The sequence below is a fragment of the Pedobacter sp. NJ-S-72 genome, assembly GCF_053890575.1.
In genome coordinates this window covers 1,923,103-1,938,685 of the sequence record NZ_CM132681.1, presented here as the reverse complement: position 1 = coordinate 1,938,685, position 15,583 = coordinate 1,923,103, and the positions used below count along the sequence as shown (strand labels likewise).

General features: G+C 39.1%; 18 protein-coding genes and 3 pseudogenes. 20 read left to right on the top strand and 1 reads right to left on the bottom strand.

All coding sequences use genetic code 11. From position 1 onward, the window contains the following. The first annotated feature begins 22 nt into the window (after nt 1–22). The 3 genes from ACWYN3_RS12890 to ACWYN3_RS12880 all read left to right on the top strand — a co-directional run bounded on the left by ACWYN3_RS12890 (nt 23) and on the right by ACWYN3_RS12880 (nt 2,058). On the top strand, nt 23–1,177 hold the full coding sequence (locus ACWYN3_RS12890; RefSeq protein ID WP_456221508.1) for an FAD-dependent monooxygenase: 1,155 nt from the start codon (nt 23–25) through the stop codon (nt 1,175–1,177). 47 nt (nt 1,178–1,224) lie between these two features. Continuing rightward, complete coding sequence (locus tag ACWYN3_RS12885; protein WP_456221507.1) at nt 1,225–1,584, top strand: aromatic-ring hydroxylase C-terminal domain-containing protein; 360 nt, start codon at nt 1,225–1,227, stop codon at nt 1,582–1,584. Nucleotides 1,585–1,722: 138 nt separating this feature from the next. Next, nucleotides 1,723–2,058: a hypothetical protein gene (locus ACWYN3_RS12880; protein ID WP_456221506.1), complete on the top strand. Its 336-nt coding sequence runs from the start codon at nt 1,723–1,725 to the stop codon at nt 2,056–2,058. Here ACWYN3_RS12880 and ACWYN3_RS12875 read toward each other — a convergent pair. Beyond that, a pseudogene (locus ACWYN3_RS12875) lies at nt 2,029–3,189 on the bottom strand (beta-N-acetylhexosaminidase). The gene ACWYN3_RS12880 and the pseudogene ACWYN3_RS12875 sit on opposite strands and share 30 nt — an antisense overlap. 498 nt (nt 3,190–3,687) lie before the next feature. Between ACWYN3_RS12875 and ACWYN3_RS12870 the strand changes: the two are divergent. The 17 genes and pseudogenes from ACWYN3_RS12870 to ACWYN3_RS12790 all read left to right on the top strand — a co-directional run bounded on the left by ACWYN3_RS12870 (nt 3,688) and on the right by ACWYN3_RS12790 (nt 15,534). Then, a complete protein-coding gene (locus ACWYN3_RS12870; protein ID WP_456221505.1) occupies nt 3,688–4,224 on the top strand; it encodes a sigma-70 family RNA polymerase sigma factor in 537 nt (178 codons plus the stop codon). Nucleotides 4,225–4,259: 35 nt separating this feature from the next. Further along, nucleotides 4,260–4,613, top strand: coding sequence for a hypothetical protein (locus tag ACWYN3_RS12865; RefSeq protein ID WP_456221504.1), 354 nt, complete (start codon nt 4,260–4,262; stop codon nt 4,611–4,613). 41 nt (nt 4,614–4,654) lie between these two features. Next, nucleotides 4,655–5,107 (top strand): FecR family protein, encoded by a 453-nt coding sequence (locus tag ACWYN3_RS12860; RefSeq protein WP_456221503.1) that lies wholly within the window; start codon nt 4,655–4,657, stop codon nt 5,105–5,107. Nucleotides 5,108–5,187: 80 nt separating this feature from the next. Beyond that, nucleotides 5,188–5,412: a DUF4974 domain-containing protein gene (locus tag ACWYN3_RS12855; protein ID WP_456221502.1), complete on the top strand. Its 225-nt coding sequence runs from the start codon at nt 5,188–5,190 to the stop codon at nt 5,410–5,412. 224 nt (nt 5,413–5,636) lie between these two features. Then, nucleotides 5,637–6,623, top strand: a complete 987-nt coding sequence (locus ACWYN3_RS12850; protein WP_456221501.1) for a TonB-dependent receptor plug domain-containing protein — start codon at nt 5,637–5,639, stop codon at nt 6,621–6,623. Beyond that, nucleotides 6,599–7,204: a hypothetical protein gene (locus tag ACWYN3_RS12845; RefSeq protein ID WP_456221500.1), complete on the top strand. Its 606-nt coding sequence runs from the start codon at nt 6,599–6,601 to the stop codon at nt 7,202–7,204. Before ACWYN3_RS12850 ends, ACWYN3_RS12845 begins: the two co-directional genes overlap by 25 nt. Before the next feature lie 59 nt (nt 7,205–7,263). Further along, on the top strand, nt 7,264–8,151 hold the full coding sequence (locus ACWYN3_RS12840; protein WP_456221499.1) for a hypothetical protein: 888 nt from the start codon (nt 7,264–7,266) through the stop codon (nt 8,149–8,151). Further along, complete coding sequence (locus ACWYN3_RS12835; protein WP_456221498.1) at nt 8,094–8,606, top strand: hypothetical protein; 513 nt, start codon at nt 8,094–8,096, stop codon at nt 8,604–8,606. Before ACWYN3_RS12840 ends, ACWYN3_RS12835 begins: the two co-directional genes overlap by 58 nt. Beyond that, nucleotides 8,603–8,968 carry a hypothetical protein gene (locus tag ACWYN3_RS12830; RefSeq protein ID WP_456221497.1) on the top strand — a complete coding sequence of 122 codons (366 nt, stop codon included), beginning with the start codon at nt 8,603–8,605 and terminating at the stop codon, nt 8,966–8,968. Before ACWYN3_RS12835 ends, ACWYN3_RS12830 begins: the two co-directional genes overlap by 4 nt. 145 nt (nt 8,969–9,113) lie before the next feature. Beyond that, nucleotides 9,114–10,955 carry a RagB/SusD family nutrient uptake outer membrane protein gene (locus tag ACWYN3_RS12825; protein WP_456221496.1) on the top strand — a complete coding sequence of 614 codons (1,842 nt, stop codon included), beginning with the start codon at nt 9,114–9,116 and terminating at the stop codon, nt 10,953–10,955. A 129-nt stretch (nt 10,956–11,084) separates the two neighbouring features. Beyond that, nucleotides 11,085–11,620: pseudogene (locus ACWYN3_RS12820) on the top strand (DUF4959 domain-containing protein); the annotation flags it as partial. 141 nt (nt 11,621–11,761) lie between these two features. Then, the gene (locus ACWYN3_RS12815; protein WP_456222988.1) at nt 11,762–12,190 is read left to right on the top strand and encodes a DUF5000 domain-containing lipoprotein; all 429 of its coding nucleotides are present in this window, start codon (nt 11,762–11,764) and stop codon (nt 12,188–12,190) included. A 42-nt stretch (nt 12,191–12,232) separates the two neighbouring features. After that, on the top strand, nt 12,233–12,607 hold the full coding sequence (locus ACWYN3_RS12810; RefSeq protein ID WP_456221495.1) for a DUF4998 domain-containing protein: 375 nt from the start codon (nt 12,233–12,235) through the stop codon (nt 12,605–12,607). A 2-nt stretch (nt 12,608–12,609) separates the two neighbouring features. Continuing rightward, on the top strand, nt 12,610–13,482 hold the full coding sequence (locus ACWYN3_RS12805; protein ID WP_456222987.1) for a DUF5013 domain-containing protein: 873 nt from the start codon (nt 12,610–12,612) through the stop codon (nt 13,480–13,482). A 186-nt stretch (nt 13,483–13,668) separates the two neighbouring features. Next, a pseudogene (locus tag ACWYN3_RS12800) lies at nt 13,669–14,663 on the top strand (beta-galactosidase). Then, nucleotides 14,660–14,962 (top strand): beta-galactosidase, encoded by a 303-nt coding sequence (locus ACWYN3_RS12795; protein WP_456221494.1) that lies wholly within the window; start codon nt 14,660–14,662, stop codon nt 14,960–14,962. The pseudogene ACWYN3_RS12800 and the gene ACWYN3_RS12795 overlap by 4 nt, the downstream one beginning before the upstream one ends. Next, complete coding sequence (locus ACWYN3_RS12790; protein WP_456222986.1) at nt 14,884–15,534, top strand: hypothetical protein; 651 nt, start codon at nt 14,884–14,886, stop codon at nt 15,532–15,534. The genes ACWYN3_RS12795 and ACWYN3_RS12790 overlap by 79 nt, the downstream gene beginning before the upstream one ends. The last annotated feature ends 49 nt before the right edge of the window (nt 15,535–15,583 follow it).

Below are 15,583 nucleotides of genomic sequence, written 5' to 3'. Positions count from 1 at the left end.
GGCGGGAGTATTTCAGAGTTTTGTGTCTCAATCATTCTATATGAAAGCTACACTTGAAAACGAAAAATCCGCACAAAATAATTCTATTCCAGACGTAATCATTTCCGGCGCAGGACCTGTAGGTCTATTCCTTGCCTGTGAACTGGCCCTGGCTAAATGTTCAGTCCTGATCCTGGAAAAGGCAGAGAATCCACGTTCGCCCTTAAAGCAACTCCCTTTTGGAATGCGTGGGCTTTCTGCACCCACTATTGAAGCGCTTTACCGCCGTGGGTTATTAAAAGAACTTGAGCTGCATAAGCGCGTTAAAAACCCTCATGCCACCCCTGCTTCCGGAAAGGGGCAACAAACCCGCCGTCAGTTGGGGCACTTTGCTGGCATTCCATTTTATGAAGATAATATTGATACCTCACAATGGAAATATCGCCTGTCAGGTTCTACTGAAACCAATATACTGACTGAAATGGAGGAGCTTGAAACGGTACTGACCCGCCGTGCAGAGGCTTTGGGAGTAGAAATCAAGCGGGGGATTGCTATTACAGACTTTCATCAAACCGGAGAAGGGGTCACTGTTCAGTCAGGCGACCAATCTTTTCAAAGTAAATGGCTTGTGGGTTGCGATGGAAGCCGTAGTGTTGTTCGTAAAGCAGGTGGTTTTGAATTCGCCGGTACCGAACCAGAATTTACTGGCTACTCTACTCAGGTTGAGATAGCCGACCCGGAGAAGCTCAATCCAGGCCGAAACGTGACGCCAACAGGTATGTACTTGCAATCGCAACCTGGTTACCTGATCATGCAGGACTTTGATGCCGGGGCATTTCATAATTCAGAAAAACCAATCACGCTTGAACATGTACAGGAGGTTTTACGCCGGGTCTCAAATACCGACGTTACTGTCAGCGCTTTGGATATAGCAACCACATGGACTGACCGGGCAAGACAAGCGACAGCTTATCGTAACGGCCGGGTACTTTTAGCAGGTGATGCCGCACATATTCATGCGCCTTTAGGAGGTCAGGGACTTAACCTGGGGCTGGGCGATGCGATGAACCTGGGTTGGAAGCTTGCCGCAACCATCCAGGGGGGACTCCGGACGGCTTGCTGGATAGTTATTATAACGAACGGCACTCCATTGGTATACAGGTACTGGATTGGTCAAGGGCACAGGTTGCGATCATGAAACCAGGTCCGGATGCCCGCGCGCTGAAGGCGATTGTCAGTGACCTTATGAATACACGCGATGGTGCCACTTATGTTGCCGGAAGGGTGTGGGGGGTATTTACACATTACAATCTTGGTGGTGATCACCCTCTGGCAGGTTACAGCGTTCCCAACTTTAAGCTGGAAGACGGCATAAGGATTGGTGAGCTAATGCACGATGGCCGGTGGATCTTGCTTGATTTTGATACGAATGAGTCATTAAAAACTTTGGCGAGTGAATCCGGGCGTCGAATCAAGTATGTTTCGGGCAAGGCAAAGGAACAATTAGGTTTGAGCGCTGTACTGATACGCCCTGACGGGTTTATCGCATGGGCATCTGATCGTGAGCCTGATGAACAAGATTTAAAATTGATAGGGCTAACTTGAAAAAATTAGCCCTTTATGTGTTTTTTTGTCGGTTGTAGCGAAATTTTATTATTTTAGTTAGCAGTTTAATATTCTAACTAAAGCTAATGTATGGGCCGGAGACGCTTCTTCCTGATTTTTTGTATTCTGGCAATTTTTGTGTTCGCAATTGTGCAATGTACACAGGTAAAAAGTAAAAGTAACGACAGCAGGGGGCCAGCCTACGCAGGAAGCTCTGCATGTATAAGCTGTCATAAAGATCTTACAGAATCTGCTGTCCACAATTCCCATTTTAATGCTTCGAAAATGCTAACTAAGCCTAACTCTGCCGACAGTCTGCACATACCTGATGGAGAGTTTGTTTTTAATAAACAGACTAAATTGCAGGTGAAAAACCGTGCTGGTAGCCTGTATCAGTCTGCGCTGATCAATGGGGTAAATCAGACATTGTACCATCGTTTCCCTTTACTGCATCTGATCCAATCCAGGACATAATAGTTGTGTTACCGGGAAGGTTGGGGGATCAGAAAGGATATCGTTCCATCCAATTGGTAGCTTTCCTTTGCTTGCAATAATATGACTAACCCTCTTGACAAAATAACTCTGTAATTCCTCAACTTTTTTCATTCCTTTTTCTTTCATAAACTGTTTTACATGAGGTTCATTCTCCCAAAGTCTATGAACAACTTCGTCCCCACCGAAATGGATTTATTTGGATGTGAAAATTTCTGCAATTTCCGTAAATATATTTTCTAAGAAAGTGTATACTTCCTCCTTTGTCGGATCAAGAGGGTTTGGAGTAAACTGTGCTCCCCAATAGTTATACGAGTCCATGAACGATATAACATAGCCTGGAGTTACTTTGTTGTTCACACCCAGTTCAGGGTGGGTGATAATGATTGGCCAGCAGTGTCCGGGTACATCGATTTCAGGAATAATGGTTATGTATCTGGCTTTTGCATAGGTAATCAGGTCTTTCATTTGGGCCTGTGTGTAATATCCACTTCTTTCAGCTGGTTGTTTACTGCTTTCACCGAAAACAGTTGTTTTCTTAGAAGTAAGCTCAGGATATTTTTTTATTTCTATTCGCCATCCCTGATCATCGGTCAAATGCAGGTGTAGTGTATTCATTTTGTACAGCGCCATCACATCTAAATATTTTTTAAGCATATCAACACTATAGAAAGTTTGGCTTACATCCTGCATATAGCCTCGCCATTCAAACTTTGGCTTATCCGTAATCTTTACCTCTGGTAATATCCACTTTATGTTTTTGACCACTGTATTATTTTCTATTGTACCTGGCAACAATTGTCGGATAGACTGAATCGCATAGAACAAGCCCTCTCTACTCGCGGCTTTGGCAAATATGCCCCGCTCATTTACTTCAAGTGTATATGTGCCCTTGGTGGTATCAGCAAATTTCTTTTCAATATTCAAAGAGATAACATTCTGATTTTCAGTTGATATGGTGTCATTTGCACTTAAGCTATAGCCGGTAGACTGATTTATAATTGCTGCAAGAAATGATGCTTCGGGAAGAACGTCTTTTGAACTATAGATTTTAGTTGATGGAACGATGACGAAATTACCACTTCCCCTGATTATAGAAATTGGTTTTGGAATGATATTTATCTTGTTTTGTAAAATGTTGATATTGATTGTTATAATAGGTTTACAGATCTTCGGAAAGCTTAACTATTAGTCCCAATGGTAGTATTTTAGCAAGATTACAAGTCTTTACCCTTAGCTAAATAAATATAGTTTCATTTTCAGGAAATTAATTCCTTTAAGTAGCGCAAACGTTTGATTATTTTTAAAAAAATTCTGGTATTAGAAATCAACCTGTAACCAGATAAGGAGTACGAGTTTATAAATTATTTAGGGATCTTGTAATAAATCTTCCATATCCGCAGGAAGCTAATATTATATACCTTAACAGGGGGTGATCATTTATGAGTTTCCAGGCGAGAATAGAAAAGAATAAATTTCATTTTAATTTAAGCAAACGTTTGCGTAATATAAAGCCTGTGAATCATATCTTTTTGGAATACATTGGAGATTCTAAAGCTAAGAAATAGATGTTCTCATCTATTCTGAGTATAAACCGACTAAACCTGTTTCATGAAAACCTTGGATAATATCCAAATTCTCGAGCAATTAAGGCTGGGTAACCGGAAAGCCTTTGAATTGATATTTAAAGAATATTATAAATTGCTTAATATGGAGGCTTTTTATATTTTACAAGATGAAATGGAGGCTGAGGATACTGTTCAGGGGTTTTTTGTTGATTTTTGGGAAAGAAGATTATATAAAAATATAGATACTTCTTTAAAGGCATATCTTCGTGTAGCCATTCGTAACAGGTGTTTAAAAAGGATTGAAAAGAGAGCAATTATTCAAAAAAAATTGACCGATTATCAATATACGCTTACCGAGATAGAAGAAACTGATACAGAATTGTCTGAACCGCAGATTTGTCTTGAGAAAATTGCAGCAAATTTGCCAATGCAGCGATTGCAGGCATTCACTTTGGTTCATTATGAAAACAAAAAATATAAAGATGCTGCTTTTGAAATGGGTATCAGCATCAACTCTTTAAAAACACATTTAAAATTAGCGGTTAAAGGTTTAAGAGAACTATTAAAAGAACATAAATAGTTCACCCGTTTGTTTATAATTAGGTCTTATAAATAATGACACATAATAGAGTGCATATTCGAGAATTAATAATTGAGAAAATTGCTGGTACAATAAGCGAAGATGACAATAATTTACTTGAAAATGCGATAAAAGAAGATCATCATATTCAAATAATGTGGGAGGAGATGCAGCAAACATTATCCTCTGATAAAGCGCGCACATTTTTTGACAATCTGGATGAAAATAAAGCCTGGAATAAAGTTGAGCATAAAATTGAACAAACTAAAAGTGGTAACTTCATACATACTGGATTTATAAAGTGGGCGTCAATAGCCGCTTTATTTTGTATTGCACTTTCAATTACAATATATTATTTATTGGGGGGGAAAATCCAACCAATAACGTAACTGCTATTAAAAAGAAGATAACACCTTCTATTGAATTGCAATTGGCAAACGGGCAACACATTGACCTTTCGGATACCGCTACACATGTGATCAATTTACCCTTTGCCCAAATAAAAAAAGGTGATCATGGCTTAAGATATAAACTTGATGATCATAAAATACAAGAATGGAGTACTCTGGTTGTGCCCGTAAAACTGGACTATCAGATTACTTTGTCAGATGGTACCAGGGTTTGGCTAAATTCAGCTTCAAGCCTGCATTTTCCTTTTTCGTTTTCGGGTGCAACAAGGGAAGTATATTTAACTGGTGAAGCTTTTTTTAAAGTAGCGAAAAATCCAGATCAGCCATTTATTGTTCATACCAACCAAACTGATGTAAAAGTGCTTGGAACAGAATTTAATGTAAATTCCTATAATTCGAACATAACGATGACCTCACTGGTTGAGGGGTCTGTTAAGACTAGCGGACATGATAAAAAAAAAGTTTATTACTAATTCCTGGTTATCAAGCCATCTACACGCACGGTACCGGTTTTTTAACTCAGCCCTTTGATGCCAGTACTGAACTGGCCTGGATGCACGGTATCTATTATTTCCATAACACGAAATTAAAAGACATCAGCCAGGTGCTATTGCGCTGGTTTAATTTAAAAGTTGTTTTTGATGAGCCCAAGACCGCTGAAGAATCCTTCAGCGGTGCTATTGAAAAAAATAAGCCTATTCAGGTTTTTCTTCAAAATCTTAAAACTTCTGCCAATGTAGAAACCAGTTTTAAGGACGGGGTTTTGCATATAAAATAGTCTTAATAAAAAAAATCGATCTTTTTTTATTTCCCGTTCACCCGTTTTGCTCATTTGCGGGTCTTTATGCCAACCAACATATAAACCTAATAAACTATGGAGAAAATTTTATTTTACCGGCGGTTTTTACTGTCCATTTTTATTTTTTTATTAGTTTCCCAAACTACTTTGGCGTATATTCGCAGAACGGGGGACCAATAACAATCAACAAAGCCAGGATTACGTTGGCCGAAGTATTTAAGTTGATCAAAAAACAAACCGGTTTAACCATTTTTTACAGTAACCGTCTTTTAAATGACCAGGAATTTATTACTGCTAAATTTCAAAATGCTGAAATTAAGGATGTTCTAAATTACATTCTTAAGAACAAAAGCCTGAGTTATGTATTAAGCGATCAGCTTATTGTGATTGAAAAAGTAAAGCCCACAACCTCCCAAAAAGAACCTGTACAGGTCTCCCAGCCAAAAAAGATTCAGGGAATGGTTACCGATAGTAAGGGGCTGCCATTACCTGGCGTAAGTGTCCGGGTTAAAGATACCAACACTGGTATGCAAACAGATTTAAACGGTAAATTTTCACTCAATGTGAACGATGCTGATCATGCAATCATTGTTTTCTCTTTTATTGGTTTTAAAAAGCAGGAAATTGAACTTAAAAAATATAAACCGGCAAACAATGGTAACTACGTAATAGATATCGTAATGATTGACAACAATGACAACAATCTGGAAGATGTTGCGATTGTGGCTTATGGTACTCAGAAAAAGACCAGTTTGATTAGTTCTATTACGACTGTAAGCCCTAAGGATCTTAAGGGGCCTTCAAGCAATCTAACTACTATGCTTGCGGGGGTAATACCCGGTATGATCTCATATCAGCGAAGTGGTGAGCCTGGTGCCGATAATGCACAGTTTTTTATCAGAGGTGTTGGAACTTTTGGTGCGGGTAAGGTTGATCCGCTTATTTTAATTGATGGTATCGAATCATCAGGATACGATCTTTCCAGATTACAACCCGATGATATTGCTGGTTTCTCTGTGTTGAAAGATGCTACCGCTTCGGCTCTATATGGTGCAAGGGGAGCGAATGGGGTAATACTAGTAGTCACTAAGAAGGGAGACGTTGGAAAAACCAAGTTCACTGTCCGTTTAGAAAACTCATTGTCCGCTAATACCAGGAAATTGCGTTGGCAGATAATATTACTTATATGACTCTTGCCAATGAGGGCACGCTTACAAGAAACCCATTGCTACCATTGCCGTATGATCAAACTAAAATTGATCACACAGCTAATGGAGATAACCCTTTGCTATATCCCAGCAATAATTGGATACAACAACTCATAAAGTCACAAACTAACAACCAAAGGGTTAATTTAAATGCCAGCGGAGGATCAGAGAACGCAAAGTATTATTTAGCGATGACTTATAATGTTGATAATGGTATTCTAAAAGATAATGAACTTAATAATTTCAGCAATAATATTAAGTTGCAATCGTATTCCATTTTATCCAATACTACCTTAAAGCTAACAAAAACAACAGAGGCGCTTATTAGTCTGAAAGGGCAATTTGATAATTACAATGGCCCCCTGGGCGGCGGAAGCTCCGTGTTTAACAATGCGCTATGGAGTAATCCGGTAGCATTCCCAGCTGTTTATCCTGCATCATTATCTCCTTATACACACACCACCCACTTTTTGGTAATGCTATTATTCCTGGTGGTGGTTTATATGTTAATCCTTATGCACAGTCTCTTTCAGGCGTTCAAACTTCCAATACAAGTACCTTAACGGCGCAATTGAATTTAAATCAAAATTTAGATTTTTTGACTCAAGGTTTGTCTGCCAGAATGATGGCATATACCTCACGCTATTCAAGTTTTTCAGTTTCACGTCAATACAGCCCCTATTATTATCAGTCAAACGTACTTGACGGCTTGTTTAATGGGTTAACACTGCTTAATGACGGATCACCGGGAAATAAGTTCCCTGTGCCCACAGAATATCTGACCTATAATCCTGGGGCCGCTACTGTTAATTCCAGTACATATCTTGAAACGGCTATTAACTATTCAAGAGTATTTGACAAAAAGCATGCTGTAGGTGCTATGCTGATAGGTACGTTAAGAAACTATCTTACAGGCAATGCTCCCAATTTGCAATTGTCTTTGCCATCGCGTAATGAAGGCGTTTCCGGCAGGGCTACTTATGGGTATGATAACAGGTATTTGTTTGAGTTCAATTTTGGTTATAATGGCTCAGAGCGTTTCGCGGCAAATCACAGATTCGGTTTTTTCCCTTCTGTAGGGGCCGGATGGGTAGTATCTAACGAAAAATTCTTTGAACCATTGCTCAACACCATTAGTCAGCTTAAATTCAGGGCTACTTATGGTTTGGTAGGTAATGACCAAATCGGTTCTGCAACAGACCGTTTCTTTTATTTATCCGATATCAATTTAAATAACGGAAGCAATGGCTCATTCGGTACAAATTTTACTTATAGCAGGCCTGGGATTGTAACCAATCGTTATGAGAACCAGGATATTACCTGGGAACAATCCAAACAAACTAATATCGGGATGGATTTAACGGTTTTTAAAAATTTTAATATAACCGTAGATGCATACCAGCAATACAGAAATAATATTTTAATTGTTCGAAGCACAATACCTACTACTACATGGGGCTTGAGGCAGATATTTCTTCAAATGCAGGCAGGACTTATAGTAAGGGGATAGATTTGGCGCTGGATTACAAAAAGAACTTCAATAATTCTTTTTGGATACAAGGTCGTGGTACCATGACTTATGCCAAAAATAAAATACTAAAAAATGAGGAGCCTATTTACAGTAACAATTTACAATACCTTTCACATGTAGGGAATTCAACAAATCAGATATATGGTTTGATTGCTGAAAGATTGTTTATTGATGATAAAGATGTGGCTAATTCGCCTCTACAAAGCTTTGGCGATTACAAGGCGGGAGATATCAAATACAGGGACATGAACGGAGATGGCAAAATAACCGGTGCGGACAAGGTGCCGATTGGCTTTCCTATGGTACCTGAAATCATATACGGATTTGGCTTATCCATTGGCTATAAGAATTTTGACATTAGTGTATTCTTTCAGGGGTCTGCCAGATCTTCATTTATCATTAACTCGGCTAGTATGATGACACCTTTTATATGAATGGTGGTTATCAAAATGGCCTGCTTCAGTCTATTGCGGATGATCATTGGTCGGAAGACAACAGGAACAATTATGCTTTTTGGCCTAGGTTAAGCAATACTATTCAGCAAAATAATGCGCAGGTATCATCCTGGTGGTTACGAGATGGTGCATTTGTACGGCTGAAATCAGCGGAGTTTGGATATAATGTGCCCCCAAAAGCATTGAAGAGATTATATCTAAGCAATGCGCGCATATATGCAAATGGGTTAAACTTACTCACTTTAAGCAGCTTTAAGCTATGGGACCCTGAAATGGGGAGCTCAGGATTAGGATATCCTATTCAAAAGGTATTTAACCTAGGTTTAAGAGTCGAATTTTAAAATTAATTTTTATGAAAATATTATATATATATAAAATAAGGCACTTGGTGTGTAACCGATTTATAACCAGTAAGGTAGCTATGTGTATTGTGTTTGGTATGATTTTTTTATCTATATCATCCTGTAAAAAGCTTTCCTGGATGTGGTGCCAGACAATGTGTCTACACTGGCCAATGCTTTTGTATCGAAAACCGAAGCCGAAAAATATTTATTTACTTGTTATTCTTATTTGCCAAACAATACGGACCCTAGTTATAATGTAGGGCTTACAGTCAGTGATGAGGTTTGGGTTGAGGATCCGTCAGGCCAAATCAGAAATACCAATGTTTTACAGCTTCCCCGTGGGTTTCAAAATACATCGGATCCCATTGCCAATTTTATGGATGGTACAAGAGATGCTTCAGCCAATTATAATGCTATACGTGATTGTAATATATTCTTGGAAAATGTAAGCAACCTGAATAAAGTTAGAGACCTTGATATTGATACAAGACAAAGATGGATAGCTGAGGTTCAGTTTCTGAAAGCTTATTATCATTTTATTTTATTTAGGGCTTATGGCCCAATAGCGATCGTTGATAAGAATTTACCTATCGATGCTCCTATTGAACAGATCAGGGTAAAACGTCAGCCGGTAGACACGGTGGTGAATTATATCGCTAATTTATTTGATCAGGCAGCTGCACATCTTCCTCCGCAAATTGCCAACCAGGCCAGTGAATTAGGACGTATTACAAAACCAATTGCTTTAAGTATGAAAGCAAAATTGCTGGTAACAGCAGCAAGCCCTTTATTTAACGGCAATCCCGATTATAGTTCATTTACAAATAAGGATGGTTTGCACCTCTTTAATTCTGCTTATAGTGATTTAAAATGGCAGCGTGCTGCTGACGCTTGTAAAGCAGCAATAGATGTGTGTAATGCACAAAACATACAGCTATATGTTTTTCCGGCCCAGCCCACACCACTCAGTGCAACTACCATGACACAGATGAGTATCAGGAGTTCGATGAGTGAAAAATGGAACAACGAATTAATATGGGGACTAACTGCAAATAATAATATCAACAGTAATTCATTTTTTCAGTCAATGTGTGCCGGTGAATATGATTTTAATAATCTTGACCCCTCTAAAACAGCTAATCGCCCATTGTTAGGCCCTACCTTAAAAATGGCCAAAATGTTTTATACCAAGAATGGCGTTCCAATTGATGAAGATAAAACGCTTGATTTTACAAATACTGCTGAGCTGCGAGTAGCAAATCATGATGAACGATTTAACATTAAAGAAGGTGAAACTACAGCAAGGCTGAATTTTGATAGGGAGCCAAGATATTATGCCGATTTAGGATTTGACAGATGTGTTTGGTACATGAAGAATAGTCCATCAAAAAGTGATGAGAATACCTTTTGGCTAATGGCACGTGGCAATGAATTAAGCAGGGCAGCCGCAGTACCGATTGCAGGTTATTATATGAAAAAAGCGCTTAATTGGGAGTATGAATGGTCATCTGGAACGTATACAAACTATGCGTGGCCAGAAATGAGGCTTGCTGACCTGTATTTATTATATGCAGAGTCATTGAATGAAGCAAAAGGTCCTGTAACAGAAGTATATATGATTGTTAACCGTATTAGGACAAGGGCTGGACTGCCAACTGTGCAAGACTCATGGGCAAATTTTAGCGTCAACCCTACCAAATACACAACCAGGGATGGGATGAGATCAATTATTCAAAGAGAACGCGCTGTTGAACTTTGTTTTGAAGGTAGTCGTTATTGGGATTTGGTGCGGTGGAAACTGGCAGGGCAGGAGTTAAATGGCAATGTAAAAGGCTGGTCAATAACTGAACATGACCCTGAATTATATTATCGTGAGTTAAGTATTTATTCGAGACAATTTGTTGTTCCCCGTGATTATTTATGGCCAATAAAAGAATATGATTTGCTCGTTAATCAAAATTTAGTGCAAAACCCTAATTGGTAGAGTATTCATCATTTAAAATATTAAAAATGGAAACAAGTAAATTACGATTCGTCTTCTATATATCATCCTTATTTCTATTACTTGGCAATGGCTGTAAGCAAGAAGAGCTAAATAAACCTACGGTAACTAATAGTAATCAGAAGGGGAGTTGTCTCCAATGTAACAGTCACAAATCTAAATGGGGCAGCCAGCTTAACTTACTCTTTACCTGGTGATAATGATCTTTTGTATGTGAAAGCTGTTTATGAAACATCTCCGGGCAAAACCCAGGAGGTGAGAGCTTCTCATTATACCAATACATTAATTGTTAACGGCTTTGGTGATACGCTGGCACATACTGTGAAACTGTATGCTGTAAACTCCAGTGAAATAGCTTCGGCCCCGGTTAGTGTTACTGTTATGCCATTAACACCAGCATTTAAACTTGCACAAAGGTCACTTCAAGTTACCGTTACATTTGGTGGATTTAACGTAACCTGTAATAATCCTACTATGGACAATTTAGCCATTATTCCATTGGTTGATACCGCCGGTACCGGACGATTAGTGCAGCCGGTTGGTTTGGAAAATATTTACAGTAACAGTTCTTTGATCAAAGCTGTTGTAAGAGGCATGCCCGCATTGCAGCGAAAATACGCGTTTTGGTGAGAGACAGATGGTTAAATCATTCAGATACCTTGTTTTTAAAACTTACTCCGCTTTATGAAGAGTTGCTTCCAAAGTCTGAGTGGAGTACTTATAGATTGCCTGGAGATGCACAATTAGCTTTTCCAGATACTAATGAATCAAATATTTATGATAATAACATGAATCCGGATTGGCCAAGTGTTTTGTTTACCCACGAAAATGCCAGCAGCCCGCAAACTGTTACGCTTGATTTGGGTAAGCAAAGAACATTTAGCAGGCTGTCGCTTAACCCTTTCCTGGAGTCTTATGCTTTTTATTATACTAGGGGGAGTTTAAAAGATTTCGAAATCTGGGGCTCTAATAATCCAAATCCGAACGGAGATATGGATGCTACATGGACCAGGCTGGTTACTTGTAATGTCGTAAAACCTTCGGGTTCTCCTTACGGGGTTGAAACTGCCGCTGATATTGCTTATGGAAAAAAGGGATTTGCATTTGATTTTCCTGCGGGCTTAGGTTCTTATAGATATGTAAGGATAAGAAGTTTAAAAAATTGGTCGGGATCTTACTTTATGAGTATAGGGGAGTTTACACTATGGGGCAAATAGTTAGCCCATGTTAATAGATAACCTCAATAAATTTTCACAAATATGAAACAGTATAAAATTACAGCTTACTATATAATTCCATTCATGATGCTGATTTTAAGTGCCTGCACTAAAATGGATGAGTATAAAACAAAATTCGCTGCAGGTGGACCAATAGTTTACCCCGGCAAAATAGATTCTGTCAAAGTGCTCTCAGGCAAGAACAGGGTGATGATTACCGGGCTTTTCACTTCTGACCCCCAAATTGTTAAGTATAGGGTGTTTTGGAATAGTAAACGGGATTCTATTGAAGTACCTATAATCAGAACCAATGGTGTAGATACGGCAAAATTAATCATACCAAACTTGCCACAAGGAGTGATGAGCTTTGAGGTAAGAACTTATGATAAACTGGGACATATCTCTCTGTTCCTGTAAATATTGCTGCTAATGTATATGGCGATTTATATCAAAGTTCACTCATAAACAGGGGAATAGCCAAGGCCGAAATGCAGGCAGATGGTTCAGCTTTAATTAACTGGGCCGATGTGAATAGTGATGCCGGTTCCGTTTCGATGGACGTTAAGTATACTGATGTTTCAGGTAAATTGCGTGATATCCTGGTTAAGTCTGTTCCAACAGGGTTAAGTACTTCGTTGCCAAATTTTAAAAATGGCAGCGGTATTAGTTACCGCACAGCATATAAACCTACTACTACGGCAATTGACACGTTTTATGTTGCCTATCAGAACTATAATGTGAAATTTGAAGTAACCAGTATTTATTTATCAAACACTGGTCCTTTTCAATCCGCTACTTCTGATGGAAGATTTGGAATACTTGCAGCGCCATGGATTACCAACGCGGCTGCTAAAAATAAAGACAATGGCACTAATGGTGGCTATGCTGATGATAGTGGTGGGGGTCTTTATTGGGAAACATGGGGTTCTACGCCCGTTGTAGACGGGATAGTTTATCAGCCTACCTCTTCGCCATTACCCGCAGGAACTTATATCGTTTCATTTAATTCGTACTCAGAAATTCAGTCTAATTCATCTGTTTATTGTGTAGCTGCGGCAGGAGGAAACGGTATCCCGGTACTTGCTAACCTTTCTACGGCATTGGGATATGCGAGTATGTTTAATGGAGCAGCTGTAGGTACCACAAGTCCAAATTCTACTGAAACAAGAAGTTTTACGTTTAAACTGACCAGCCCGCAGGTGGTATCAATTGGATTTTTAGGGAACATAGTTGGGAATGGTGACCCTGGCAGTTATTTTCAGGTATTTAATATCAAATTATATAAGAACTAATTTTTATACACAGAACAATAGTTATTCAATAAATATCCTTAGGATGGAGAAGGTAATCTGGTGTTGCGGGGCAAACCAGATGTTTAGTTAGGTGGATAATGAGCACCCTGGTGGTTCGGGGTGCTGCTTCTTTATAAGCTTTGGTAAATTAACCACTTCCATCTGCTATAAACACACACACAAAACATGATGATTAAAAAAATTATTTTTTCTTTGCTTTTAACTGCTTCGATTGTTTTAACAGGCTATAGCCAGTCAAAGCATACATTTACGATCAATGATGGTGCTTTTCAATATGATGGTAAACCGATTCAGATTCACTCGGGAGAAATGCATTTTGCCCGTGTTCCCAGGGAATACTGGCGGCACCGTTTAAAGATGCTACGGGCGATGGGACTGAATACCGTTGCCACCTATGTTTTTTGGAACTACCAGGAAACCAGTCCTGGCGTATGGGATTTCAAAACAGGGAATCACGATATCAGGGAATTTATTAAAATTGCGCAGCAGGAAGGTTTAATGGTGATCTTAAGACCAGGACCCTATGCCTGTGCAGAATGGGAATTTGGGGGCTATCCATGGTGGCTGCAAAAAGATAAGGATATGGTTATCCGCAGTAGAATGCAAAGTTTCTGGATTCATGCAAGACTTATATCAACCAGTTAGCCGGCCAGGTCAAAGATCTGCAAATTACCAATGGCGGGCCTGTTATTATGGTACAGGTAGAAAATGAATTTGGCTCTTATGTTGCCCAGCGAAAAGATATTCCCCTTGCAGATCATAAGATTTACAGTAATGCCATCAAAGAGATGTTGTCTGGTGCCGGTTTTAATGTGCCATTTTTCACCTCAGATAGCGATATGTTGTTTGAAGGAGGGTTTATCAAAGGTGCACTGCCTACTGCTAACGGAGAAGATAATATTGATAATTTAAAAAAGCAGATTAATCAGTACCATGATGGTAAAGGGCCGTATATGGTAGCTGAATATTACCCGGGTTGGTTTAATTCATGGGGTACACCAGCAGCTAAGGTAGCGGATTCTTTAGTGACAAAAGATCTCGAAAAGTTTCTAAAGAACAAAGTGTCCTTTAGTCTTTATATGGCGCATGGGGGGGGGACAGCTTTGGCTTTACTACTGGAGCCAACTATGAAGAAAAACATCAGATCACACCAGATGTGACCAGTTATGATTATGATGCGCCAATAAGTGAGGCGGGTTGGGTAACTACAAAATTTACGGCTATCCGGAATTTAATGAAGAAATATGTAGCTTACCCTATACCTGAAATACCAGCACCGCTACCAGTGATTCAGCTTCCTGCTATTCAATTAACTAAAGCGGCCGATGTATTAGAACTAGTCAAAAAAGAGCAGCCTGTAGTGAGCGATATGCCCCAAACATTCGAAGATCTCAATCAGGGCTACGGTTATGTTTTGTATATAGCCGTAAATTTAATCAGCCAGTTAGCGGTACCTTAGATCTTAGCGGATTAAGGGATTATGCAACGGTGTATGTAAACGGCAAAAAAGTGGCAGAGTTGAATCGCCAGCAAAATGCTTTTACCTGTAATATTCATATTCCTTTCAACGCCCGTTTGGATATCCTGGTTGAAAACATGGGGCGGATTAATTATGGAGAAGATATTGTCCATAACCTGAAAGGAATCATCAGCCCGGTAAAGATTAATGATCATGAAATTACTGGTCAATGGCAAATGTACCGCTTACCTATGGACAAGGTTTCGGCAATAGGAGAGAAGACCCAAAGCGAAATCGGGCATCCTACTCTTTACCAGGGAACATTTACGGCCAATACTATCGGAGATACTTTCCTGAATATGAAAAACTGGGGTAAAGGCATAGTTTTTATCAATGGCCATCATCTTGGGCGTTACTGGAAAGTCGGCCCCCAGCAAACGCTATACCTACCAGGTTGCTGGTTAAAAAAGGGAGTTAACAGTATCGTTGTTTTTGATCAGTTGAATGATAGCAAACAAAGAGAAATAACAACAGTCAAAATGCCAATTTTAGATGTTTTACAAACCAACTAAATAATTGATCCTAAAAAATACCCTGATGAACAGAATAGAAAAATCAATG

Coding starts and splice junctions, on each gene's coding strand:
- ACWYN3_RS12885 (WP_456221507.1), top strand. CDS start 1,225: ATGAATACACGCGATGGTGCCACTTATGTTGCCGGAAGGGTGTGGGGG.
- ACWYN3_RS12870 (WP_456221505.1), top strand. CDS start 3,688: ATGAAAACCTTGGATAATATCCAAATTCTCGAGCAATTAAGGCTGGGT.
- ACWYN3_RS12865 (WP_456221504.1), top strand. CDS start 4,260: ATGACACATAATAGAGTGCATATTCGAGAATTAATAATTGAGAAAATT.
- ACWYN3_RS12855 (WP_456221502.1), top strand. CDS start 5,188: ATGCACGGTATCTATTATTTCCATAACACGAAATTAAAAGACATCAGC.
- ACWYN3_RS12840 (WP_456221499.1), top strand. CDS start 7,264: ATGATGGCATATACCTCACGCTATTCAAGTTTTTCAGTTTCACGTCAA.
- ACWYN3_RS12835 (WP_456221498.1), top strand. CDS start 8,094: ATGGGGCTTGAGGCAGATATTTCTTCAAATGCAGGCAGGACTTATAGT.
- ACWYN3_RS12830 (WP_456221497.1), top strand. CDS start 8,603: ATGAATGGTGGTTATCAAAATGGCCTGCTTCAGTCTATTGCGGATGAT.
- ACWYN3_RS12815 (WP_456222988.1), top strand. CDS start 11,762: ATGAATCCGGATTGGCCAAGTGTTTTGTTTACCCACGAAAATGCCAGC.
- ACWYN3_RS12810 (WP_456221495.1), top strand. CDS start 12,233: ATGAAACAGTATAAAATTACAGCTTACTATATAATTCCATTCATGATG.